This window comes from Paenibacillus sp. FSL M7-0420 (genome assembly GCF_038002345.1).
GTDB lineage: Bacteria > Bacillota > Bacilli > Paenibacillales > Paenibacillaceae > Paenibacillus_AQ.
Map to the genome: position 1 here is coordinate 468,854 of NZ_JBBOCJ010000001.1, position 23,922 is coordinate 492,775.

The 23,922-nt window shown below is 52.3% G+C and carries 20 protein-coding genes; 11 read left to right on the forward strand and 9 right to left on the reverse strand.

Translation table 11 applies throughout. The features are described 5' to 3' along the window. The first annotated feature begins 49 nt into the window (after positions 1-49). On the forward strand, positions 50-4,093 hold the full coding sequence (locus MKX51_RS02070) for an S-layer homology domain-containing protein (RefSeq protein ID WP_340991017.1): 4,044 nt from the start codon (positions 50-52) through the stop codon (positions 4,091-4,093). A gap of 210 nt (positions 4,094-4,303) precedes the next feature. On the opposite strand, the gene MKX51_RS33115 is transcribed toward MKX51_RS02070, so the two are convergent. The 6 genes from MKX51_RS33115 to MKX51_RS02095 form a co-directional block, all read right to left on the reverse strand. Then, positions 4,304-4,384: a putative holin-like toxin gene (locus tag MKX51_RS33115; RefSeq protein WP_445322051.1), complete on the reverse strand. Its 81-nt coding sequence runs from the start codon at positions 4,382-4,384 to the stop codon at positions 4,304-4,306. A 213-nt stretch (positions 4,385-4,597) separates the two neighbouring features. Then, entirely contained in the window at positions 4,598-5,656 is a 1,059-nt protein-coding gene (locus tag MKX51_RS02075; RefSeq protein ID WP_340991018.1) for a hypothetical protein, read from the reverse strand. Next, positions 5,657-7,495, reverse strand: a complete 1,839-nt coding sequence (locus MKX51_RS02080; protein ID WP_340991019.1) for an HSP90 family protein — start codon at positions 7,493-7,495, stop codon at positions 5,657-5,659. 143 nt (positions 7,496-7,638) lie between these two features. Continuing rightward, positions 7,639-8,721 carry a saccharopine dehydrogenase gene (locus tag MKX51_RS02085; protein ID WP_340991020.1) on the reverse strand — a complete coding sequence of 361 codons (1,083 nt, stop codon included), beginning with the start codon at positions 8,719-8,721 and terminating at the stop codon, positions 7,639-7,641. Positions 8,722-8,815: 94 nt separating this feature from the next. Beyond that, positions 8,816-9,136: an ArsR/SmtB family transcription factor gene (locus MKX51_RS02090; protein ID WP_340944289.1), complete on the reverse strand. Its 321-nt coding sequence runs from the start codon at positions 9,134-9,136 to the stop codon at positions 8,816-8,818. Positions 9,137-9,256: 120 nt separating this feature from the next. Next, positions 9,257-11,137: a leucine-rich repeat domain-containing protein gene (locus tag MKX51_RS02095; protein WP_340991021.1), complete on the reverse strand. Its 1,881-nt coding sequence runs from the start codon at positions 11,135-11,137 to the stop codon at positions 9,257-9,259. A gap of 273 nt (positions 11,138-11,410) precedes the next feature. On the opposite strand from MKX51_RS02095, the gene MKX51_RS02100 reads away from it, so the two are divergent. Together MKX51_RS02100 and MKX51_RS02105 are read left to right on the forward strand one after the other, a co-directional pair. Further along, the gene (locus tag MKX51_RS02100) at positions 11,411-11,983 is read left to right on the forward strand and encodes a TetR/AcrR family transcriptional regulator (protein ID WP_340991022.1); all 573 of its coding nucleotides are present in this window, start codon (positions 11,411-11,413) and stop codon (positions 11,981-11,983) included. Between the two features lie 19 nt (positions 11,984-12,002). Beyond that, entirely contained in the window at positions 12,003-12,821 is an 819-nt protein-coding gene (locus MKX51_RS02105; protein ID WP_340944278.1) for a CPBP family intramembrane glutamic endopeptidase, read from the forward strand. Between the two features lie 29 nt (positions 12,822-12,850). On the opposite strand, the gene MKX51_RS02110 is transcribed toward MKX51_RS02105, so the two are convergent. Both MKX51_RS02110 and MKX51_RS02115 read right to left on the reverse strand, forming a co-directional pair. Beyond that, positions 12,851-13,438, reverse strand: a complete 588-nt coding sequence (locus tag MKX51_RS02110) for an RBBP9/YdeN family alpha/beta hydrolase (protein ID WP_340991023.1) — start codon at positions 13,436-13,438, stop codon at positions 12,851-12,853. 146 nt (positions 13,439-13,584) lie between these two features. Then, positions 13,585-14,790, reverse strand: coding sequence for an MFS transporter (locus MKX51_RS02115; protein ID WP_340991024.1), 1,206 nt, complete (start codon positions 14,788-14,790; stop codon positions 13,585-13,587). 357 nt (positions 14,791-15,147) lie between these two features. Between MKX51_RS02115 and MKX51_RS02120 the strand changes: the two genes are divergently transcribed. From MKX51_RS02120 to MKX51_RS02155, 8 genes are all read left to right on the forward strand, one after another. Continuing rightward, complete coding sequence (locus tag MKX51_RS02120; protein WP_340991025.1) at positions 15,148-17,112, forward strand: ABC1 kinase family protein; 1,965 nt, start codon at positions 15,148-15,150, stop codon at positions 17,110-17,112. Between the two features lie 18 nt (positions 17,113-17,130). Beyond that, positions 17,131-17,652: a hypothetical protein gene (locus tag MKX51_RS02125; RefSeq protein WP_340991026.1), complete on the forward strand. Its 522-nt coding sequence runs from the start codon at positions 17,131-17,133 to the stop codon at positions 17,650-17,652. A gap of 165 nt (positions 17,653-17,817) precedes the next feature. Next, positions 17,818-18,807, forward strand: coding sequence for a tRNA dihydrouridine synthase (locus MKX51_RS02130; RefSeq protein ID WP_340991027.1), 990 nt, complete (start codon positions 17,818-17,820; stop codon positions 18,805-18,807). Positions 18,808-18,817: 10 nt separating this feature from the next. Further along, a complete protein-coding gene (locus MKX51_RS02135; protein ID WP_340991028.1) occupies positions 18,818-19,537 on the forward strand; it encodes an SDR family NAD(P)-dependent oxidoreductase in 720 nt (239 codons plus the stop codon). A gap of 30 nt (positions 19,538-19,567) precedes the next feature. Then, on the forward strand, positions 19,568-20,014 hold the full coding sequence (locus MKX51_RS02140; RefSeq protein ID WP_340991029.1) for a copper amine oxidase N-terminal domain-containing protein: 447 nt from the start codon (positions 19,568-19,570) through the stop codon (positions 20,012-20,014). A 220-nt stretch (positions 20,015-20,234) separates the two neighbouring features. Further along, complete coding sequence (locus MKX51_RS02145; RefSeq protein WP_340991030.1) at positions 20,235-21,461, forward strand: RtcB family protein; 1,227 nt, start codon at positions 20,235-20,237, stop codon at positions 21,459-21,461. Positions 21,462-21,590: 129 nt separating this feature from the next. After that, entirely contained in the window at positions 21,591-22,535 is a 945-nt protein-coding gene (locus MKX51_RS02150; RefSeq protein WP_340991031.1) for an SEC-C domain-containing protein, read from the forward strand. 53 nt (positions 22,536-22,588) lie between these two features. Beyond that, a complete protein-coding gene (locus MKX51_RS02155) occupies positions 22,589-23,158 on the forward strand; it encodes an SF0329 family protein (protein ID WP_340944259.1) in 570 nt (189 codons plus the stop codon). A 70-nt stretch (positions 23,159-23,228) separates the two neighbouring features. Here the strand turns inward: MKX51_RS02155 and MKX51_RS02160 are convergent, their stop codons facing one another. Beyond that, positions 23,229-23,918: a response regulator transcription factor gene (locus MKX51_RS02160; protein ID WP_340944257.1), complete on the reverse strand. Its 690-nt coding sequence runs from the start codon at positions 23,916-23,918 to the stop codon at positions 23,229-23,231. Positions 23,919-23,922: the final 4 nt, after the last annotated feature.

Below are 23,922 nucleotides of genomic sequence, written 5' to 3' on the forward strand. Positions count from 1 at the left end.
TGGCGTAACCAAGGGTAAGAATCTCCATAAGAAAAGGAGTCAAACTTAGATGAACAGTAGAAAATATGTAGTCAGCATCTCCCGCCTTCTCGTACTCATCATGTTGTTCTCCATCTTCACGTATACTCCCGTCCCGGCTGCTGCGGCTGGAGAGGAACCGTCCGTTGAACTGAGCGACCTCATTGCGCAAGCCGAAGCTCTAAAAACCGGCAATGCGGAGTTCCCGCTCCAAGTCAGCCAGTCTGTCTATGGTTCCGTCTACGGTTCTGATGTGAACCGGGCTTTGCCCTGGGTGCATGTAGACGAACTCCAAGCTCTTAATGATGCGCTTGAGCTTGCGCGTAATGCGAACACTCCGGCGGGCGAAGCTATTGCAACGCTGAAAGAAGCCATAATGAATTTCACTGCAAATATCAAATCAGACGGCTCTGATCCCTATTTCCGGCTTGATCCGGGTCCGGGTAAGGTTCCTGTAAAAGTTACCGCGCCTACGAATGCCTGGAAGGCAAGAACTCCGCTGGATAACCGTGTCCCGGCCGACTTTGCCGGTGGGACATTCAAGACGATCGCATATCCTTTTGCAGATGCCCAAGGGAAAGCGGAAGTGCTTCAGATTAATTACGCCCATAACGGCAAAAGCACCTTCGGCGGCATCAGTCTGGAATCCCCGTTGTCCCCTGCCGTCAATGTCACAGCGGGATCAACGATTGAATTCGATGTCTACTATCCGAAGAGTGCGCAAGGCAAATTCATGAGATGGAGAGTCAGAAATGCCAGCGATAACCTCGACAGCTACCTCAGGGAATACCAGTACAACAACTTGAATCCTGACTGGGTGGGCAGCTACAACGGCGAATCCTGGTTGAAGGCGCATCACAGTATTACCGCCTCAACGGGCAATTCCTCGAATTTCATTCTTGAGCTTCATGGGGAGAATGCCCGTCCTGAAGAAACCGGTATGCTGCTAGTCTCTAACATTGAGATTACCGCACCTGATCCGAAGGGTGTTGCGCTTCCGAGCGTAGTCAATAAGGAACACCAGAGTGTCGTAGCGCCTCTAAAGAGTCTTTACAATAAGCAGAATGGCCTGTTCATGGTCGGCGCGATCGGCACCGGACCCGTAAACGGAACCAGAGCCAATCACTATGAGATCTTCGTTGACGGCAACAATCTGAAGGCCGATGGCACGCATCCCCGTGGTCCGGAATGGCTGAAGAATGTGAACGGCGAGGCCATGAACGGCGCAACCACTGCCCCTGGACTAGCAGAATACAGCTTCCCGACTAACTCTTATCAGGCGATTAGGGATTCTGGAACTCCCGGACAGTACAAGTCGCACGGCCATGTTCTGGCATGGTACAACCAGGCTCCGGGATGGATGACACAGATTATTCCTGCGAACCTGTCCTCCGGGTATACCGGGGGGGCCGATTTCTACGGACTTGGCAATGGTGTCACAACCACGGTTAAGGTAGACAAAGAAATGGCGAGAAGAGTGCAGTTCAACCATACGATGTATGTGATGCGGCACTTCCTGACCACAGATACGAAGTACGGCTCCAGCGAATCCCGTGGCGTCATTCCCTTCAATTCCTGGGATGTACTCAACGAAGAGGTACACGAGAGCCGCCACAGCGAGCTTATCCTTGAGGATCCGAACAGCTGGAGAACGAGCCTGAAGCATACCAACTGGCTTGTTGCCATGTCAGATGATGAGATTGGCGGCGACATCACCGATCATTACGTATACCTGCTGTTCAAAAACGCGCACATCGCGGCCCCCAACGCCAAGATGGCGGAAGCTTACAAAGCCAATTACGCTAACCTTCCAGAGTACATGAAGCTGGATGGACACGATACTAAAGGCAGCATTGACAGTTACATCGTTGACAATCCTCCGAAGCTGACCTACAACGATTACGGGGTTGCCACCCGCAGTAAAGCTAGAACCGTATACAACATGGTTCTCGAATTAAATACCGCATGGCGCTCTGATCCGCTGTATGACGGAAGACCCCTGATCGAAGATATCGGGATTCAGGGACATGACGCGGTGGGTAAGACCCTTGCCAGTGACAACCAATATGCGATGGCCCTTTATGCCTCACTCGTTGACCGTGGTCTGTTGTCGGGTATTACCTACTCAGAGCTTGACCTTAAGGTGCCGACCGATGCTCCAGGAGGAGGCGCAACCGCTCCAGCAGTGCTTAATGTCAGACAGTCGGACGCCCTTGGTTATCAGTACGCACTGCTCTACAAAATGTTTAACAAGTTCGCCCCGTATATTGATCACATCATCAGCTGGGGCGTAACCGGTTCCGGATGGCAGGGAAGCTATGTCCTGTTTGACGGTCAGAGTAATGCAAATGCCGGTTACTATGGTGCTATGAAGCCGGACCGGTTCATTCTGGGACATTCGTATCTGGATGATTACTTTGCAGGCGAATATCAGACTATTCAGAATAATAAAATCGACCTTGGCGATCTTGGAGTCTATACGCCTAATAGCGTGAATGCAGACCTCAGCAGCCTGACACTAAGTGCGGGAACACTCGAGCCTGTATTCAACGCAGCAACCACAGAATACGAGGTGTCCCTGAAGGATGCCGGCAGCATTACTGTGACAGCAGCAGCGGCAGACAGCAGGTCAACCCTTAAAGTGAACGATAAGGCGGTTACCAGCGGTACAGCTTCCGAAGCTATAGCGTTGACACCTGGCATCAAAACAGATATAAAGATTGAGGTCACAGGGGCAGACGGCAGGGTCAAGACGTATACCCTGAAAGTCACCAACAGCAAGACGGAGACTCCGTCCACTCCGGAACCAGGAACACCAACGCCAACGCCAACACCTGAACCAGCAACACCTGCGCCTGCAACGTCTGCACCTGGTGGAACCTATTCAACGTCTGCACCTGTTGCATCTGCAACGCCTGCCCCTTCCGCTCCAGTGGTACAGGGTCAGACAATAACCATGCAGGCGACAGCGAACAATGGAACCGCAATGGTTAAGGTAGCAGATCTGGCACAAGCCAAGGAATTCATTGGGAAAAATGTGACGCTGGACATCCCTGCCGTGCAAGGAGTGAAATCATACTCGGTAGGCTTGCCTGCTGCAGCACTGACCGGCGGAACCAAGGATAACAAACTGACCATTTCGACCGAATTCGGTCAGGTCGTTATTTCCGCTAATATGCTGACAGGCACACCTGAAAGCAGTGGCAAGGAAGTATCACTGGAGATTGGAAAAGGCGACAAGTCGGGGCTCCCGGCGGAAGTAAAGGCGGCTCTAGGCGATAGACCGATCATTCAGCTTAGCCTTAAGACGGACGGAAAAGAAACGGCCTGGAGCAATCCTGGTGCACCTGTAACCGTATCCGTGCCTTACCAGCCAACTGCGGATGAATTGAAGAATCCTGAAATGATCGTTATCCGGTACATTGACGGCAACGGAAAGGTTATGACCGTACCGAGCGGACGTTATGATTCCAAGACCGGTAAGGTAACCTTCACAACTACTCATCTCGGCGATTTCGCAGTAGCTTATGTATCCAAGACATTCACAGATCTCGGAAAGGCAGCATGGGCGAAGAACGCGGTCGAAGTCCTTGCATCCAAGGATATTCTCAAGACTGAGGGCGGTGAATTCCATCCGTCAACCGAGATCACCAGAGCAGATTTCCTGTACTCCCTCGTCAGGGCACTTGGCTTGACTGCGAAGGTCAATGGAAACTTCAGCGATGTACAGGAGAATGCTTACTACTATAATGAGATTGGAATGGCCAAAGCGCTTGGGATTACGAATGGCCTGGACAACGGCAGCTTCGGCAGCGCTCTTAAGATCACCAGACAAGACATGATGGTGTTGACCGAGAGAGCCCTGAAGCTGGAGAAGAAGCTGAATAGCCAGGGGACGGCTGCGGATCTGGAGAAATTCTCCGACAAGTCCAAGGTGGCTTCCTATGCGGTGAACAGCGTAGCCGCCATGGTCAAGGAAGGACTTATCCAAGGCAGCGGTAACAAGATCAATCCGGCTGGCAACACCACTAGAGCAGAAGCTGCTGTATTCCTCTACAGGTTGTATAATAAGTAAGAGATTCGCTACGTGAAAAGGTGTTAAAATTTGTTAACCACTGTTAACATGCGTTAACACCTGTGGTATAGTATAAGCAGAACGGGCGTACAATGCTAAGAGAGCCGTGCTCCAACACGACTCTCTAGAGCAATAGCCGCTTTTAAGGGCGGTAGGCCTCAGGCAAATAGGATACGACAAATAGACCGCATACCTTTGCAGGGGGGCGGTCTATTTGTGTGTATTGGACAGCAGCGCTACGATAAGCAAACCAAAGGTTAGCATCAGCATGATTGCTTCAAACACTGTCACAAGGCATCCCTCCCTTCTGAGAGAGGTAGCCGACCGGCCCTTTTAAGCCTATTCTATTGCTCAATCAGTATAACATATCAAACGTTCTGTAATTACCTTATTTTGGAGATATTTTGACGTAAATACGTATTTACAATGTGTAAAGAGCAGCCCCCATTACGGGAGCTGCTCTTATTTACGCTTGTCCTTTCAGATAGCCATCAGAACGCAGGATTACAGCTTCTCGATCAGCTCAGTATAATAGCCGTTGCCATTCCGCTTATCCAGCTTCTCCGCTGTGGCGAGAGCCAGTTGCGTGAAGTACTTCGCAAGCGAAGCGACGTCTTCGGACTGGCGCTCACACGGGTGCCCGGCTGGAAGCTTGACCTGGAAGCGGATGGATTCTTCCGCCAGACGGCGGAACATTTTGGCGGAGTAGGCATTGAAGATCATCTGATCGGCCGGGTTCTCATGATCGAGTGAGGAGGCGATATATTCTTCGAAGACCTCCAGCGCTTTGATTGGATCGGTCAGGGTCAGGTAACCAATATGCTCTCCCTGATGATGCAGGAAGTCGCGGTTTCCTTTGACCAGCTTATAGCCTTTCTTCTGAAGCTTATCCGCTTCCGCTTGGCGGCCCAGCCGCAGGAGAGGGAACAGCACCTTCGTAATGGTCACATGCGGGACCTCACCGCAGGTCATCCGGCCCTTGAGAATCGGCTCGGCTGCCTTTACGGTTGCTTCGTCGTCTCCCTGCTTCGACAGGAACTCTACCAGCCCATGCTGCTCACAAGCCTCACAATCGCTCATCTCGTCCCGGTCCATGGTCTGGACAATCGCCCATTCGGCCTGTGAAGCGTCCAGCTCCCCGAAATCTTCGAGAATATTCGCCCGGTAATAGTGATAGGTACGGCTGCTGTAGCCTTCGGCTTCGTAGCGGGTCTTCATATCCTCCAGCAGGTTCTCAATCTGAGTGCGGCTAATATCTGCAAAAGCAGTAATGCGGTCCAGCACCCACTTGTACGACCACATCAGACTGTAATCATCGAACCGGCCGGGGTTCTTGTCATACTGTCCCAGCTGCCACGAGAAGGCGACCAGCGCCTTCATCGGATACCCGTGGAAGCTGCCCAGCTCTACGATTTCGCTGCGGGCCTCATAGCCCTGGTCGATATCTCCTGCGGCGTCGGCCACCCGTACCGCCTGCTCCAGCAATTCCAGCTTGGCCTTGCCTCCCGGCAGGCCATAGGCTTCTTCCATCAAATCGTCGAAATCCATCTCGGTAAGGTTCATCTATTTCTCTCCTCCTGTGGCCTGATTGGCGGTCAATCCCCAATCAATAAATTGAATAATGCCCTGGTTCAGGAGCGCCATCTCCTGGCGGTTCATCGGATAATGTCCCATTAATAGCGCATTGCAGTACAGCATCTCGACAATGGAGGGCAGCGTGGCTTGATTCCCCTGATGGAATACCTTCTCAATGACAGGGTTATTCAGGTTGAAGTAGAGTGTGGCGTATGCCGTCTCCTTAAGCGAAGCGCCCAGGCTGCCCAGCACGGAGGCCAGGGCATCGGTGCTCACTTCTTTGGTCGCTTCCATTACACGCCACTGGGCGGACTCCTCAGACAGCGTGTAGAGCACCGGAATCTCCTCAGGCTTGAAGCGGCGCAGCTGCACCTGGCAGCGGAATTTCTGCAGGACACTGTCTGCGAGTCTTACAGATTCATAGTAGTCCAGACGCTCTTGAGGGGTAATGTCTGTAAAGGATAACGATACCTCCTCCGGTAGCAGCCGTTCCGTCTGCACATCCGGGTCAATGAGCGGAAGCTGGGACAGCAGCTCGGCATCATAGATATACCCGCCGTTCACCACCAGCATGGATTGGGCCGAAGCCACGTGGGTAATCTGGCGGTATTCGTCCAGCGTGGCCGTGAAGTACAGAGGAGGCTGCTGCTTCAGCTCGCCAAGCGTCTTTCTGCCATATGTGCTCTCAAACGGCAACCACTCGTGAATGATAGAATAGAAAGATGAATCTTCCACTGCCAGAGCCTTCATAGATAAGGCATGCAGTGAAATGATCGATTGCAGGCGGTCCGGGTCATACTCGGCCATCCGCATTAATTCCTGACGAATGGCATTCCCGAGCTCTTCCCGCACCTGCTCCAGCTGGGCATTCTCGTAGAAATGCTCCCGGGAAGCAGTGGGCTGCAGCTCATCGGTCCAGATCATACATTTCACGAAGAACGCCCAGTCCGGCAGGATATTGCTGGCAGCTTCGGAGACCAGCATGTGCTTCAGGTATACCCGGTGATTGCGTTTGGCGTTCAGATTCACCGCATGCGGCAGAATGAAGGCGATGCCTCCCGTCCGGCCCGAGGCGGTGTGCAGGGGAATGAAATCGCGGAACGTCTCCCCCAGCACCTGCTTGCCGAAGGCCAGCACCTCGTCACGATGCTTCCGGGCCAGCTGCGGATCTTTGATCCACGGCGGAGTCAGCGGGTTAATCAGACGGGTGTTGCGGTCCGACACCAGTTGGATAGGATAAGGCAGCAGAGCGCCGTAATGGAACAGCCCTTCCTGCAGATTGCTTTCCTCGAAGTAAGCTTCAGAGCCTTCCTTACAACGCAAAAAAACCTTGGTGCCCGGAGCATGTTGCCCTTCGAGCTTGCGGATCGTATAAGTGCCGTCAGGCTTCCCGCGCCATTCCAGTGCAGGGCCGCCCTTGGCCGATTGGGTAACCATGACGATATCGTCACTCACCATGAAGCAGGACAACAGCCCGATGCCAAACCGGCCGATAAAAGAGGTATTGGTGGAGAGGAAGTCCCCGCCCCGCTTGGAGGATTGTCCGATCATGGCCAGGAACTCATGAATCTCAGCCTCGTCTAACCCGATTCCGTTATCTTCGACCAATAAAGTCGCCCCGGTGGAAGTCCCGCTGACCTCGATATGAATCTTGCCCTCGTATCCTTCCGGCGAATAAGCCTGCCGTGCAGTAATTGCATCTATGCCGTTCTGGAGCAGCTCCCTTAAGAATACCTTGGGGCTGCTATACAAATGGTTAGACAAAATGTTGATCATACCGCTTAAATTCACCTGAAAGCGGTACGTATCCGGGTTTTGGTTCTCCATCTTAATTCTCCTGTTCTGTAATCAATTGATATGTAGACAAACACAATTCTAGGTATTACCCAGAATCTTTATGATAAGAAACATATATTCCCAAACACTGGTATTAAAGCCGTCTCCAGCCTTCATTCGATTTCTTCGGAACATTAATTATTAGATATAAGAACCCCATATTGTTTGAAAAAGTTGATGATTGCAGAGGCGTCCATTCGCGCATCAGGCAGATCTTCCGGATAATAAATGCCTGGAGCCAGTGGTTCATCTTCGGATGCCTGCAGTAGCTTTTCTGCCTGGACAGCAGCACCCAAGGCGGTAAGATGAGTCTGACCAAGCGGATCAGAAATCGCGATTCTCCGTTCAACCCAGTGCCCCTCATGATCACGGCCCTTTAGATGAATAAGGATGTGATGTGCGCTGCCAGTGCCCGGATTGTAGAGCAGACTTCGTCTAAGCGAACGGAATCGCTCCCCGCTGGTCAGCTTCCATATTCCGCTTTTGACCAGTCCGACAAGCGCGTATGTGGATGCTTTACTATCGAAGGAGATGCGGAAGCTGGCTGAGTCAACTTGGTCAGCTTTTGGCAAGGTCACATGATCCGGGGTGTCAAGCCGATAACATTTTGCTGTATATCCGTCTGGAAATTGGACTTTGACAGGGTCGGTCATCGGGAATACAAGACGCAGCCCCTCCGGTTCCGTAATATGGAATGGTATGGTCATACGATCCATGTACGCCGCAGAATCGGGTCCTGCCTTGTCATTCAACGAGTATAACGCATGAAGATTGATGGAGACGTTCTGAAGAGAGGCCGAATGCAGCATGGCGAACAGTGAAGCAGTTCCCGCCATCCATCCCGAGGACAGCACGACAGGAGCAGACAGCTCTATGTTCTCCAATTTGCTGACCGATTGTTGGAATATCTCTGTCCAGCGAGTAAGGTCGATGAATGGGATTTTTCTTCTAACTGCAGACAGAAGCAGCCGATCCTGCAGATCGTTGACGGAGTTAATGATCAGCGATACATTGTCGTCTGTATTAAGCAGCGGATCATCCGCATTATTATCAATTACGACTGTCTGGACTCGTTCGGACTCGAAAGGTGCCGCTTTCTCAGGTGACCTTCCTCCCAGCGCAATATCCAGATCGGGGTGCCGATCAAGTAATATTTGCGCAATCTGTCTGCCTACGGCGCCGTATCCCCCTACAATAAGTACTTTTTTCCTGTTCATATTATCAGCCTCCGGTTAAATGTTTAAATGTTTAATTTATTCGACATAATGTTTTAAAAAATTGGAATGACATGTGCTAGTCAGGTTAAGGGCACTAGTACTGACATTCCTCTTCGACAAAATGGACAAGCTGTTTCATAAGTGCTATCGCTTCGTTAAATTCAAGTCTGTAGAACATCTCCGTGCCCTTCTTCTGAACCGTAAGCAGCCCTGCTTGCCGTAATATTTTGAGGTGATGAGAGACGGTAGGCCGTGACATCGGAATATGCTCTGCAATTTGTGTCACATTCATACTCTCTTTGTCGATCAGCAGCGCAACGATTTGCTGGCGAATCGGGTCTCCCAAGCCTTGAAAATAGGGGCTTAAATTCTCGAAAATATGAATTGCTTTCTGATTACCATTTAATTCGTTCATAGCTCTCTCCGTTCTAATGCTTAATCGTTTAAACGTATTGTAATGTATCTGGCAAAAGAACGCAAGAAGACGCTCGGGCATTTGCTTCCCACAGCGTCATTCTCGTGTCATGCAGGGAAATTAATACACCTGCACGCCCGCACCAAGCACGGATTTGTTCAGCACAGAATTGCCGGTCAAAAATATCTTTTGCAGATTAGGCAGCTTGCTCAAGGTTTCTATATCGGAAATCGCATTGTTCTCCAGATGAAGCGCCTCGATGGCCTGCCACTTGCTCATGAACGCAAGAGAAGCCAGGTTGTTGTCCTGCAGGGTGAAGGAACGCAGAGCAGTCAGGCCCGCGAAGTAAGGCATCACCTGGTCAACCTCATTAACGGAGTCGTTGTTCATGGAGAAGTAAGGCCGGTCCAAGGTCAGATGCTCAAGCACGCTGTTTGCCGCGCCTGCCTGTTGTCTGAAATCTAGTCTGCATTCCGAGCACACCAGCGTGTTCACCTGCTTCAGGCGGAACAAGGCGTCGCTCTCTGAATAGAGCGACGAATCGTAGATACTTAGTGTCTTCAGCCGGGGCAAGCTGTCCAGCGCACGAAGCTGGATGATGTCGTCGCTCCCCCAGAGGGACAGCTGCGCAAGCTCCGGGAATTTCTTCAGCTCAGCCATATTAAGCTCCCCGCTTCCGCCCCGGAGTGTCAGGTCCGTTACCGCAGGGGCCTTCAGCCCGGAGAGGAAGGATGTTGGGATCTCCGCCCGCTTGACGCCCGGTAAGGCCAGTGCCTCTGGCTTCTCGTAGTAACCGGACAATGTGATTTCCCGCAGAGAAGACAGGTAGTTCACGGCCGCTACTGAGCCGAGCTTGCTTAAGGAAGCCAGGCGCAGGGTGGTAATGGAGGCCTTGCCGGCCAGAGGCTTCAGGCTGGTGAAATTCAGATTCTCGATATCCAGCGTTTGCAGAGCAGGCATGTTCTGCAAGAAGTCGATGGATTTTACATTGGTTAAATATGAAAGCTTAAGCTCCTGAAGCTGGGTTAAGGCATACAGCGGCTGCAAGTCTGTCGCCTCACTATAATGAATCGCCAGAGAGGACAGCCCGGTCATAGACGATAACCACCCCAGGTCATTGACGAAGGTAAGGGACAGGGACTTCAGCGGCAGCTTATTGAGCAGATGCAAATCCGTCACGGACTCATCCACATAAGTAATGGACAAAGAGCTTAGGTTAGGGAATTCGAGCAGTGTGGCCACTTCCTGATTACTGCGCAGTTGAGTGGACAGCTCCGTGATTTTGGACTTGTCACCGAAATAACCGGAGAATCTGCTGAAGGATTCGTTGAAGGCGCCGCCATAACTTTTTAATCCGGGTATATGGGCAAGACTGGTATGCTCCGTCTGGTCAATTTCGTAGGTTCCATTCAGGTCCAGGGCCATCAGTCCCTTAAAGGCTTCGAAGTCCCGCTGATCAATTCGCTGGTCATTCAGCCGCTTGTCCTGGGTAATATAAGTGATCTTCTCGGCCCGCTCATTGCTGAAGGGATCGGTGAGACTGTAAGTGAATTTCCACTGGTTATTCTCCGAACGCTCCACGGTTAAATAGCGCAGACGGGCGATCTCCTCCTCTGTCGGCAAGGCATTTCCTTTACCCAGGATCTCCCGCAGGAAGGAGAGCAGGACCTCGCTTTCGGGCATCGTCCGTACAGACAGATTAGCCTTGGTTGCCTGCTGCGGGGAACTGAGGCCGTAATAAAGATAAGTACCGATGGCCCCTCCCAGCACCAGCAACATAATTAGCACCAGCCTGACGGGAAAGGAGACGGAGACGGGCGGTTTCGGCGCTGCCTTGGGAGGGGGTGTCCCGTGATAATGGTTAATGGTCTGATCCACATAGTAGACATTATTTTGCTTGAGCAGAAGCTCAGTCTGGCAATAAGGGCACTTGAGGATGGTGCCTTCCTTGTATTCAATTCTTCCGCTGCAATTGGGACAGTTCAACGGGATAAATGCCACGGGCTGCCGCCTCCTTCATGATGTGATGATGAAATTGCGCCGGTATCACTTGAATTAACTTATCGGAATTTACGTGAGTTTCGCTGATTTGTTCCATTATTCTCTGGAGTGAAGCTCATAACTTGATTCTATATGAACAAATGCTCAGAACACAACAGTTGTCAAAAAGGAGAATCAAGCCGTTAAGATTAGGTTGACACCTGGGACGGTTTATATATCATATGATATATATCATTAGTTATGTATTTAATGCTCTATTTCAGGAGGAAGCCCGTGGCACCCAAAAAAAAGTTCAGCAAAGAACAAATCATCAATGCGGCGTTCGAGATTGCGAGGACCGAAGGAGTGGATGCCGTGACCATCCGTAAGGTGGCCGAGAAGCTGGGAGGCTCTATCGCCCCCATCTATGTCAATTTCAAAGAGGCTGGCGAGCTGGTGGAGGAGGTATACCAGAGAACGCTTACGGTGAGCAGACAGATTCTGCTGGAGCAGAACTCCGGGCATCCGTTCCATGATATCGGGGCGGCCAGCATCCGTTTTGCCAGAGAGTATCCGGTGCTGTTCCGGGATCTGGTGATGAAGAAGAACGGTCAGGCGAAGTACAATGAGGCAGAGACGCAGGGATTCATTCAGATGATGCGAACGGACCCGGATCTGAATGGATTAACCGATGATGAACTGGGGATGATTTTGCTCAAGATGAAGATGTTCCAGGTCGGGATGAGTGTAATGGTTGCGAACGAATTGCTGCCGGACCATTATACGGAGGAGCAGATGATTCAGCTATTGAACAGCGCGGCAGAGGATGTCATCAGCACGGCGAAGCGCAGAACGGAGCAATCCTGAACCCGGAGGGGATGATCATATGACAGCAGGCAGAACAAGGCTTAGTCTTCTATTGTTCATCGTTATTGTGCTGGCGTGCGGCTGGATTGGGGTATGGGTGGATACGAAGCTGCCGGATCAGCCGGAAGGGAATTCACCGGGAATGGGCTTATGGCTGATTTTGCCGGTGATCGCCATGCTAGTACTACGGCTGGTGAACCGCGATTGGAAGGATATGGGCGTAAGGTTCAATTTGAGAGAAAATAAGAAGTGGTACGTTGCAGCCATTGCAGTCTATCCGTTAATTATGTTTATTGTGGTGGGGCTTGCTCTGCTGTTCAATAGCGCCAGCGCTTCAGAGGCCGAACTACATACGATTCTATCCCTCGTTGGGGTATCGCTCGCCGGCAGCTTCATTAAGAACATCTTCGAGGAATTCGCTTGGCGCGGCTATCTGACTCCGAAGCTGATTGAGCTGAAGCTGAATGACTGGATAATCTATCTCGTGTCCGGTCTGGTCTGGGCGCTGTGGCATACGGCTTATTATCTGGTTTTTCTGCCGGATACTTATTTCGGGACAACCACGAGGTGGGGCTATGTCCTCATCGGCTGTGTGCTTATGGTTGCCTGGTCCATCATGTACGTTGAGCTCTATCGTCTTACGCAATCGGTGTGGCCGTGTGTACTCATGCATGCTGTGGAGGATGGGGTGCCTACCTTGCTGGTATCGGTTGCCGGGATCATTACATTCACGCCGGTAGGCGAGCTGTGGTTCAGCCCGACCACCGGCGTGCTGACGACGGTTCTGTTCATCGGATTCGGATTATGGCTCAGAGCTAGACGATTGAAGCGTGTATGAGGATAGGATCTGGGCGAGAGATGGGCAGATTATTTTGTCTCATGCCCGATCATATCGCGCAGAACATCATAGGCAATAGGTAAAGTAGTAAAGCCGTCACTATCCAGAAAGTGTCCGCCGTGCTCCACCTCGTAGAAATCGGCATGAATGACTTGTGCCAATTCCTTGCTGAGCGCGACTGGAACAATGGCATCATCCCTGGAGGCAATCACTGCACGTTTGGGGGCCAGTGCTGCGGCCTCGCTGTAGTCGGTCTGATCCTGCGTGAACTCATCAAGCATTGGCAGGCCGGGCAGCGGCTTCGTGAAGCCGGATACCAGAACCAGCCCGCCGAGTGGTTCCTGCAGCTTCGCCTTAAGAAGATATTTGAGAAGCGAGACGCAGCCCAAGCTGTGAGCAACGAAATAGGTGTCCCGTTTCAGCACCTTGGCCTTACTGGACAGATGCTCCAGCCATTCCTGCAGGTTAGGCGATAAGGGTGCCGGCATTTCCAGAATATCCGCCGTGATCCCGTCTGCCGCGAGCTGCTCCTGTAACCAGCCAAACCAATGATTCGCCGGGGTGGCCCCGTAACCATGAACAATATACACATGCTTGCTGCTTGTTGGATCAGCCATATCGTAAGCTCCTTCCATTAAGTAAAAATAAATATTCCCAGATGCGTATATTATAGATTCTTCCATCTGGCAGGCACAACCCCTAAAAGACCGCCTTCCCACTTACGGGAGGACGGTCTATTTAGCTTCATGTACTTACTAGCAGGTTACTCGTCTGTACCTTTCCCCGCGAATCTGACAAATACGAATAATCCAATCAGGACCACAACGATCCCCGACCAGAAGAACCAGAACGGAACGCCGAACCGGTCGGCCACTGGACCCGCAAGTGCAAGCCCGACCGGAGAAGACAAGAGTCCGATACTTGTCACGAAGGAGAGTACGCGCCCTAACAGCTCAGGCTCATAAGACTTCTGGATCATCGCCATATATGGGCCGTTGAACAAGGGCGCTGCTGCGCCCATCAGGAAGGATAGGATGGTAAAAGCAAGGAACGCCTCGCGCCCGACTACCCCGCTCAGGACACAGGTGAGCCCGATCACAACCAGACTCAGACTCATGTAGGTGGTGTCCTTCCATCTGGACGCAAGCGCCGACAGCAGCGCACCGCCAAGGATCATTCCGATCCCGAATACGGCCTCAATCAGGCTGGCGCTGTAACCGCCGCGTCCGAAATGGGACAGCGTCATCAAGGGGAACAGCATCGCCAGCGGCATGAATACCACGCTGAAGACCGCCATGGCCACCGTTACCGTGACAATGGGCTTGTGCGACAGGAAGGCCCGCCAGCCGAGCATAAACTCCTTACGGAACGAGGGTGTCTCTACGATCTCCGGCTTCGGCTGATGAATATGAACGAACAGAAGCATAAGGTTAGCGATTAAGGCACCTGCCACATCTAAAAGTAACACTGTTCCTAGTGAAGTAGCCGAGTATACCGCTATTCCAAGCGCAGGTCCAAGGACGCTGGAAGCGGAGAAGATGAGCTGGTTCCAGCCTGCCACCCGGGTGAGCTGATCTTCCGGCGCAATCAGAGGAATCGCAGCCTGGAACGAAGGCGCATGGAAGGACGAGGCTGCCGAACGAATGAGCAGGATGGCATACACAATCCATAAGCTGGGCTCCCCCCATAGATAATAAGCACCCAGAATCAGACTGGTTAGTGCAATGGCGCTGTCCGAGATGATCATGGTGAGCTTACGGTTCCACCGGTCCAGCCAGACACCAATGAACGGACCTAAGAGCGCTTGCGGCAGGAACCCGGCCAGACCGGCAAGCATTAGCACGGCGGCTGACTCCGTCGTCGCGGTCAGATGCCAGATGATGGAGAATTGAACCATCGCAGAAGTTAGTATTGAGAAGATTTGCCCGCTGAAGATGAAAGCGAACGTCTTTTTCCATTGCGAATTCATAAGTTTCCAGCCTCCCTAATAAAGACAGACCCAAATCCGTAAGTGGACTTGGGTCTGCAACAATTACATGACGGGACAGTGCGAAACCGGGCATAGTGAAATAAGCCGTAGCGGATCGCAATCGATGTCCTTATCGTAAATAGCAGCAGCTCAAAAAAGCCCACACTTGGTGAGAAATCAGCTTTTGTTGGGCGTGCTTACCATATACGTGGAATCATCGACTGCCATCCTCCTCAAATTTTATAGCCGAAGCTTACCATTGAAGCTCTCCAGTTGTCAATAATACCGGGAGCATTCCGCATCTTCAGCCCCGTGTGCTATATTGGGAATAATGAAGCGGATACAGGGGGCTGGAGGATGTTCTTTTTCATAGTAATGCTTGTATGTTTCGGTGTGTTCACAGCGCTTGCCTATATATTCAATGCGAAGCATAAGCTCGTGATGCCGCTGATCAGCGCGGTGGCGGTCAGTATGCTGGTGCAAGTGCTGGAGCAATTCTACATGAGCAGCATTATTGTCGTGGCGTTCATTCTCTATTTCATCATAAGCAGCATCAGGACCTTCAAGCATGAACAGTTTCAGTTGATGGTGGCTATCTTGTTCAGTACGTCCATTGTAACCCTGATCATAACCTCAACCTACTTCAAGCAGCCCGTGGTTCCCTCCGAAGCGGAGATGGTCAGGGTGATGTTCATCTATTACCCGCTGCTGATTCTATTTATCTCCTGCTATACCTACATGCTGCTTAGCGTGTTCAATTTCAAGCTGCTGCAGTCCGGGAACCCGCTCGGGTATGTGATGGGTAAGATGCGCGGCTTCAGGCGTATGATCCGTCTGCTCTGGACCGCTTCACGCAAAGGGCTGAATCATCTGCTCCAGCAGGATCACGCGAAGCTGCCGCAGGTGATTGCTGCCATTCTGGATAACATGGGCGGAGTCTTCGTGAAGTTCGGGCAGGTGCTGTCGACCAAGAAGGATCTGCTGCCTGCGCAATATATTGAGGCGTTCTCCAGCCTGCATGACCAGGTTAAGCCGCTCAGCCAGAAGGAGCTGAAGGAGATCATTGACAGCCGGATCGGTGATCTGGAGGAGACGTATGAAGACTTCGGGATGGAGCCTATTGCAGCCGCTTCGATCGGTCAGGTGCATCTGGCACGGCTGAAGTCCACGGGAGAGAAGGTCGTTGTCAAAATCCTGCGGCCGGATGTGAAGCAGAAGATGAGCGTGGACCTGGATCTGTTAATTCAATTCGTGACCCGGCTATCCGAACGCTCCTCCAAAATCCGGAAACTTGGCTTAATTCAGCTCGCCGAAGGCTTCAAAACGAATCTGATCGAAGAGACGGACTTCGACATCGAAGCACTGAATACCAACCTGCTGCGCCAAGCGTTCCAGGAACACGATATTCCGATCCAAGTGCCGAAGATCTACGCCGAGTATTCAACCAAGCAGATTCTGACCATGGAATATATTGAAGGACAGCGGTTCACGCAGAAGGTGACCAGCGACGTATCGGAAATGATCATGCACGCCTTCCTGCAGCAGATTCTGATGATCGGCATCTTCCACGCCGACCCGCATCCCGGCAATCTGATGCTGACCCGGGCCGGGAAGGTCGCGCTAATTGACTTCGGTTCCGTGGGCTATCTGACGGAGGAGGAGCGGGCCGGGATGTTGAACTTCCTGATGGGCTACAGCCGGAAGGATACGAAGCAGATGGCCCAGGGCCTGGCCGGGGTCTGTGAAGAAGGAGAGCTGCTGGATGTGCGGATGATTGAGCGGCGCCTCAGCAGACTTTTGTCCGAAGCCTCGTTCTCGCCTGATCCTACCAGTGTCATGATGAGACGGCTGATGTCGATGATTACCGAGCTGGGGATGTCCTTGAAGCCGACGGTGGCCGGGGCCTTCCGGGCGATTATTACCCTGGACGGGACCTTGTCCTCTGTGGATGAGTCGTATTCCTTATCCGCAGCGAGCCAGTCGTTCGCTGTCCAGATGGATCAGGGAGAGATCGTCAAGGAACAGTTCAACAAGGTGAAAGGACGGCTGGAGGACTATATCCCCAAGCTGCTGGAGCTGCCGCTGCTGAAGGAGAACCGGATCACGCTTGCGCGTGAGGACAATCATAGTCTGACGGATTTCATCGGGACGCTGACGGTCGGGATTTTCACCGTGATCTGTATGGTGGTCATGCTGACAAGCTTCTGGGTGCAGGGGGAGATCATGCGGTTCGTCCTGGCTCCCTTATCGATGTCAGGCTTCGGCACGGGGATGATTATCCTGATGATGTCTGTGATTAAGCAGTTGAAACCCAGAGGCTAGAGGAGGGCAGAAGAGATTATGGCAGGTGTATTCTCGAACAAGAAGAAGATACGCGGCTGGAAGCGCAGAGTGAAGCAGATTGACCAGTGGAAAAAAGGGTGCATGCATCTCGACCTGGAGGAGCTGCAAGCTACCCGGCGGGATTATGTGAAGCTGTGGATCGACCCCTTCTACAGGTTGAACAGGCGCAATCCGCCGGTGTGGTATTCCCGCCTGCTGCTGGAGGCGATGATTGAGGTGTACCATGCCTGGTCCCGGCAGATGGCCGGGTTCAATGAACCCTACTATTTGAGAATCTGGTTCTATCATCCGAACTTCATCCAGTCGCAGCTTGTGGTCGCCTTCCGGGAGGGGCTGCATTTCTACGATAATACCTTCGAAGCAGGAGGCGAGAGCCAGGTGTTCCCCTGGGAGCTATACGGAACAGTGCCCGGTCTAGAGGACTTCATCTGGGAGCCTGCCGCTGAACCGGAGCCCTATTGTCTGCCCGGACAGCCGGGGTCCCAAGCCGCACAGGTATGGTTAGGCAGGATTCAATAGCGATGAAGACACCAACGGCCTCAGAGACTCCTCTGGGGCTTATTGGCTGTAGAGGGGGGAAGCTCCTGGGCTCGGCAGCTACCAATCCCCCGGAGTTATGATATAATTTAGCTTTATTATGGCCGGATAAGGGATTATCCTGGCGCACATAGAGAGGTACTTCATATGATAAATAATTTCTGGCGTGAATTACCACGCCCTTTCTTTATACTGGCTCCGATGGAGGATGTGACGGATGTGGTGTTTCGTCATGTGGTGAGTGCGGCGGGCCGGCCGGATGTGTTTTTTACGGAGTTTGCGAATTCTGAGAGCTATTGCCACCCGGAGGGGCACCATGCTGTGCGCGGGCGTCTGACGTTCACAGAGGATGAACAACCGATGGTGGCCCATATCTGGGGAGATAAACCGGAATACTTCCGCAAGATGAGCATCGGTATGGCCGAAGAAGGCTTCAAAGGCATCGATCTGAACATGGGTTGTCCTGTAGCAAATGTAGCCGAGAACGGGAAGGGCAGCGGCCTGATCTGCCGTCCCGGACTCGCAGCGGAGATCATCCAGGCGGCGAAGGCCGGAGGACTGCCCGTCAGCGTCAAGACCCGGCTCGGATTCACTAATGTGGACGAATGGGGGGACTGGCTGACCCATATTTTGCAGCAGGACATTGTGAATCTGTCCATCCATCTGCGTACGCGGGAGGAGATGAGCAAGGTCCCGGCTCACTGGGAGCTGATCCCGGAGATCAAGAAGCTGCGCGATGAGATCGCGCCGGACACCCTGCTGACGATTAACGGGGACATTGCAGACCGGGAGACTGGCCTTAAGCTGGCCGCAGAGTATGGGGTGGACGGGATTATGATCGGGCGCGGGATTTTTCATAATCCGTATGCGTTCGAGCAGGAGCCAAGGGAGCACAGCAGCCAGGAGCTCTTGGATCTGCTGCGGCTGCATCTGGATCTCTATGATCAATACTCAGGACAGGCACCACGTTCGTTCAGCCCGTTGCAGCGATTCTTCAAAATCTACGTCCGCGGCTTCCGCGGCGCCAGTGAACTCAGAAATCATCTGATGAACACCAAGTCTACCCGTGAGGTGCGTGCGCTGCTGGATGAATTCGCAAGCAAAGAGCAGGACGGGGCGGAGGAGCTTAACGAATAAGGAGGATAATATGAGACGTTTCATTATTTTTGGCGCGAGTAAAGGCTTGGGAGAGGCCTTCGTCAAGGCGCTGCCGGTGCCGGGCGATCAGGTCTGGGTGGTCTCCAGAACATACCCGGACAGCATGAAGCTGGAGGATGGGGTGCAGCGGATCTGGATTGAGGCTGACTTGGCGAAGCCGGATGCTGCGGGGCGAATTGCAGAATCATTGAACGGCGTTACCCTGGACGTATTCATCTATAATGTTGGCGTATGGGAGAGCAAGGGCTTCAGCGCTGACTATGATTTTGAACAGGATGACCCGGCTGAGATTTCCAGTATCATTAACATTAATGTGACTGCGGCGATTACGTGCATCCAGAAGCTTTTGCCGAATCTGAAGCAGTCTGCGCATGCCAACATTATCTTGATCGGTTCCACGGCAGGCCTGGATCATAATGATTACACCCAGGTCTCGTTCGCCGCTTCCAAGTTCGGTCTGCGCGGGATCGCCAATGCGGTCAGGGAGCATGTGAAGCCTTATGGGATCGGTGTGACTATCATCAATCCCGGGGAGATCGCTACCCAGATTCCGCTGGAGGCCGGGGTCGAGCCTGTCTTGTCCGCCTATAACGGCGCGCAGATCCCGCTTCAGGATATCGTGTCCCTGGTGCAATGCGTCATGAACCTGTCCAAGGCTTCCTGTGTGAAGGAAATCAATATTCCGGCGATGCTGGACTCGAATGCGTAGGGATGAATTCTTAATTTGGAGGAGAGTCTTATGAAATTAAAATTTATAATACCGCTTCTCGTCTTCATCATGGTCTCAGTAGGCTGTATTTCAGTCTCCAGTGTGAGTGCAGCGACACCAACCACGTATGGCTCTGTTATTTTAGACGGGAAGCCACTTGGCTTCGATGCTAAGCCCATCATCATAAATGGAAACACGATGGTACCGTTTCGTAAAATATTTGAAGCCTTAAATATGAATGTTAAGTGGGATTCCAAAACTGGAAATGTTACGGCCCAAACCACAGGGATAACGATTAAAATGACAGTGGATAGTCTTAAGGCCAATGTCAATGGAAAAGAATTCACTTTAACTCAAACGCCATTTAATACGCCTGAAGGAACAGTTTATGTGAATCTCCGTTTTATTAGTCAAGCTGTAGGGGCAACTATAAGCTGGGATAATGTAAAGAAAATTGCAATAATAGATACTAAATAAACTTCCTGTAATCGTACTGAAAGAATATAATCTTGTGTGATAGTAAATAGGCCGTTTCCTTTACCGGGGCGGTCTATTTAGGTTCCTGAATTCCGTTAACTTATATTACATTGTTAGATATCCCCAGTTCGTAATACTTCCGCCATGTACCTTGTGCTCCAATTAAGCGAATATAGAGGCAGAAGTTCGGGTCATCCCGATCCACAGGAGGTTAAAAGATATGGTTTATCAGAATATAGACGGCGTGCGGGTGTGGGGGAAGCCGGACGATGGCGCGCTGGTGCAGGCCCGTATGTGTGCGGAAACCGGGAATGTGGTGCAGACCCTGCTCATGGCGGATCATCATAAAGGCTACAGCCAGCCGATCGGCGGCGTAGTCGTATACGATGGGCAAATCTCCCCGTCCGGTGTGGGTTACGATATTGGCTGCGGGAATAAGGCGGTACGGACCGGCTTGAAGATAGAGGAGCTGCGGCCGAGGCTCTCAGGAATCATGGACGAGATTGCCCGCAGAATCTCCTTCGGTGTCGGCCGGGTCAATAATGAACGGGTCGATCATGAGCTGTTCGACGATCCCGACTGGGCGGTGTTCAAGGCGGTTGGTAACGGAGTGCACGATAAGCTTAAGACTCTGGCGCAGAATCAGCTGGGTACCGTCGGCAGCGGCAACCACTTCGTAGACATATTAGAAGAAGACGCAACCGGCCGGGTGTGGATTGCCAATCATTTCGGCAGCAGAGGGTTCGGGCATAAGACAGCGAGCGGATTCCTTAACCTGGCCGCAGGCAGAGACTTCCTGGCGAATGCCCCCGGGGAAAAGATGGATCAGCCGCCCGTACTGCTCGACCTGAACAGTGAGCTAGGCGATATGTACTACAGAGCGATGAAGCTGGCCGGTCGCTATGCTTATGCAGGAAGAGACTACGTTATCCAGCAGGTGCTGGCTATTCTGGGAACGGAAGCGGACCTGGAGGTGCACAATCATCATAACTATGCTTGGAAAGAGACACATAACGGCAAGGAAGTCATCGTTGTCCGCAAAGGGGCTACTCCATCCGCACCCGGCCAGATGGGCTTCATCGGCGGCAGCATGGGAGACATCTCCGTAATCGTCCGGGGGAAGGACAGTGAGGAGAACCGGGAGGCTTATTACAGCACCGTTCATGGAGCGGGCCGAATCATGAGCCGGACCCAGGCTGCGGGCCGGATGAACTATAAAACCCGTACCCGCAGCGGCGGTCAAATTACGACAGCGCAAATGCTGGAGGCGGTCCGGCAGTTCGGCGTAGCGCTGCGCGGCGCGGGCACGGACGAGAGTCCTTTTGTCTACCGGAAGCTGCAAGAAGTGCTGGACGCACACGCCGGGACCATTGAGGTTATGCACGTGCTGAAGCCGGTGGGCGTATGTATGGCGGGTGCGGATGAGTTCGATCCGTATAAGGATTGAGGGGGGACTCATCCATCACGAGTTCTCCACAGGAGGGCAACAAGGACGGGAAGTATGGTAACATGGAGATATGTGCCGGATTATGGGAGACTAGATAGAGGCCAATTCTAATCTCAGAGGTGTATGAACATGATAGAAAGAAATGACCCTTGTCCTTGCGGCAGCGGCAAAAAGTACAAGCGGTGCTGTATGCTTAAGCAGGCGGAAGAATTATCGTTGCAGGCGAAGGGGCGCCGTTTTTTTGACCGGAAATATAAGTTGACTACCGATCTGTATGACTTTGTCGCTCAGAAGCAGGCCGGAGAATGGAATTTCGAGCATCAGAAGTGTCAACGCTTCGATCCTGTGTTAGGATCATTAAGGAATGGCGCCGGTAACATGTGGGCGTACTTCTTCCAAGTCTATGAGAATGGGTTAAGCGGTATTGAGTGGTTCCTGGAGGAGAAGGGCCGGCGGTATTCCGGGGAAGAACGGAGGATGCTGGACAACTGGACAGCCATGAGACCTTCCTGCTATCAGATGGTGGACCATTATGAGCAGGGCACGGTTATTGAAGATATTTGGACCAAGGAAAGATTCAAGATGCCTTATAATGAAACGATGATAAAGATGCCACCCTGGACAGTAGCAATCGCTATGCTTGAGCCGTTCGTGGAGGATTGGTGTATACATGGAGTGACGATGTGGGGACACCCTGATATAGCGCGGGAGATCATAGCACGAGTTGGGGCGTTGCAGGAGGAACAAGCTGCGGCTTCCGGGCAGGAGAGCTCACCTGCGGACATCTTGACCAGCCACTACCCCGAACTGCTCGAATTGTGCCAACGGATCAATGAGAAGTCACGCAGCCGGTATCCGGATCACGAAGCTGCTCAGGAGACTACGCCTCAGAGCAAGCTGCCTATGCTAATGGAATGGATACGTGAGGAACAAGCGCAGGACCCCGGAGAAAGCGCCGAAACTCTTATTCGGGCGAGAGAATATCAACAATACCGGAGAAACCCGGAATCCTCAGCGTTGAATCTTCTGCGCATAGAACTCGGATTACCCGAAGCGCCGTTTGCGGATTATTAAAATATTGGGGAAGAGGCCGGCAGGCCTTTTCCCATTTTCATGGAGGTGAAGACATGTCCTGGAGCAAACTCAAGCAACAACTGGAGGGCTTCCTCAGCCCATCCTTAGAGGGACGGGTAGAGTACCGGGCGCCCGCTTACCGCTATTCGCCGGATAAATCAGGCACCTGTTATATTACGGTGGACAAGAAGAACATTCTCAGCATGACCGACAAGTCCAGCCCCATCCGCTGGTATTCGTCCGAGCTGGAGGTCAAGAATGACCCGGAGCTGCATATACCCGTCACCAATGAAGATATTGAAGCGGTCAGACAAACGGCCAAGGGGCCGATCCCCGAGGATCGCCTGATCGTCATGGCCCGAAGCCGCTTAACCACCGAACACGCCAAGGCATTAATGTTGGCCCAGGCTGGCCTGACGAAATCGAATTTCATTGTGGCGGCGAATAAGTTCCTGGTTACGCCTATTGAGGAGAGCCTGGAGAGCAGTGATATGGTACTGAATATTCTGGCTCTAATGGACCGGAGAGTCGGGCGGAAGCGGATCGAGGGGATGGCCGGGAAGATGCAGCGGAAGCATCCGGCGGTGGAGTATTTCTATGATCTGCGTCGCGGGGCATTATGACTGTTACACATACAAGAATCAGCTGTAAAAGCTCCACTGGCTCCGCTGCCGTTGGAGCTATTTGCCATGCTCAGCGCTTGCCCGCAACCAGCATATAGCCGGCCCCCCGGACGGTAATGATCCGCTCGGGATGAACGGGATCGTCCTCGATTTTTTTGCGCAGATTACTGATGTGGACAGCGACCGTCCGCGTATCCTCCAGACTCTTCATCCCCCAGATGAGGTGAAACAGCGTATCGACCGTGACCACTTGATTCACGTTCTGTGCCATGTAGGAGAGCAGGCTGAATTCTTTTTTGGACAGAAAAATCGTTCTGCTGCCCATATGGACAGACTGTGCATAGAAATCCAGCGTTAGTCCCGGCAGCTCCAGCAGCTGTTCCCTTCTGCCCGTGGACACTCTGCGAAGGTGAGCCTTGATCTTGGCCATGAGGACGCCCGGACTGAACGGCTTGGTCACATAATCATCCCCACCATACGATAAGGCGCTGATCTTCACCTCATCCTCCTCTTGACTGCTTAGGAACACAATCGGGGCATTCGTGTAATTGCGTGCGTTCTTGCACCAGTCAATGCCGTTCTCATTCGCCAGCAGCACATCCAGCACAATCAGGTCCGGGTTAAATGACGCAAGCAGCATCATAGCATCGGCTCCGCTGTGGCAAGATGAGGACTCGAAGCCTTCCCGCTGGCAGTATAGCTGAACAATCTCACAGATATGGGGATCGTCGTCGACGATCATAATTCGGTATATGTCCATTCTA

Excerpts from the sequence above, each read along its gene's own strand:
- MKX51_RS02110 (WP_340991023.1), bottom strand. The coding sequence starts at position 13,438 with ATGGCTGATCCAACAAGCAGCAAGCATGTGTATATTGTTCATGGTTAC.
- MKX51_RS02085 (WP_340991020.1), bottom strand. The coding sequence starts at position 8,721 with ATGAACAGGAAAAAAGTACTTATTGTAGGGGGATACGGCGCCGTAGGC.
- MKX51_RS02130 (WP_340991027.1), top strand. The coding sequence starts at position 17,818 with ATGATAAATAATTTCTGGCGTGAATTACCACGCCCTTTCTTTATACTG.
- MKX51_RS02140 (WP_340991029.1), top strand. The coding sequence starts at position 19,568 with ATGAAATTAAAATTTATAATACCGCTTCTCGTCTTCATCATGGTCTCA.
- MKX51_RS02115 (WP_340991024.1), bottom strand. The coding sequence starts at position 14,790 with ATGAATTCGCAATGGAAAAAGACGTTCGCTTTCATCTTCAGCGGGCAA.
- MKX51_RS02135 (WP_340991028.1), top strand. The coding sequence starts at position 18,818 with ATGAGACGTTTCATTATTTTTGGCGCGAGTAAAGGCTTGGGAGAGGCC.
- MKX51_RS02105 (WP_340944278.1), top strand. The coding sequence starts at position 12,003 with ATGACAGCAGGCAGAACAAGGCTTAGTCTTCTATTGTTCATCGTTATT.
- MKX51_RS02150 (WP_340991031.1), top strand. The coding sequence starts at position 21,591 with ATGATAGAAAGAAATGACCCTTGTCCTTGCGGCAGCGGCAAAAAGTAC.
- MKX51_RS02090 (WP_340944289.1), bottom strand. The coding sequence starts at position 9,136 with ATGAACGAATTAAATGGTAATCAGAAAGCAATTCATATTTTCGAGAAT.
- MKX51_RS02075 (WP_340991018.1), bottom strand. The coding sequence starts at position 5,656 with ATGAACCTTACCGAGATGGATTTCGACGATTTGATGGAAGAAGCCTAT.
- MKX51_RS02145 (WP_340991030.1), top strand. The coding sequence starts at position 20,235 with ATGGTTTATCAGAATATAGACGGCGTGCGGGTGTGGGGGAAGCCGGAC.
- MKX51_RS02080 (WP_340991019.1), bottom strand. The coding sequence starts at position 7,495 with ATGGAGAACCAAAACCCGGATACGTACCGCTTTCAGGTGAATTTAAGC.
- MKX51_RS02120 (WP_340991025.1), top strand. The coding sequence starts at position 15,148 with ATGTTCTTTTTCATAGTAATGCTTGTATGTTTCGGTGTGTTCACAGCG.
- MKX51_RS02125 (WP_340991026.1), top strand. The coding sequence starts at position 17,131 with ATGGCAGGTGTATTCTCGAACAAGAAGAAGATACGCGGCTGGAAGCGC.
- MKX51_RS02160 (WP_340944257.1), bottom strand. The coding sequence starts at position 23,918 with ATGGACATATACCGAATTATGATCGTCGACGACGATCCCCATATCTGT.
- MKX51_RS02070 (WP_340991017.1), top strand. The coding sequence starts at position 50 with ATGAACAGTAGAAAATATGTAGTCAGCATCTCCCGCCTTCTCGTACTC.
- MKX51_RS02155 (WP_340944259.1), top strand. The coding sequence starts at position 22,589 with ATGTCCTGGAGCAAACTCAAGCAACAACTGGAGGGCTTCCTCAGCCCA.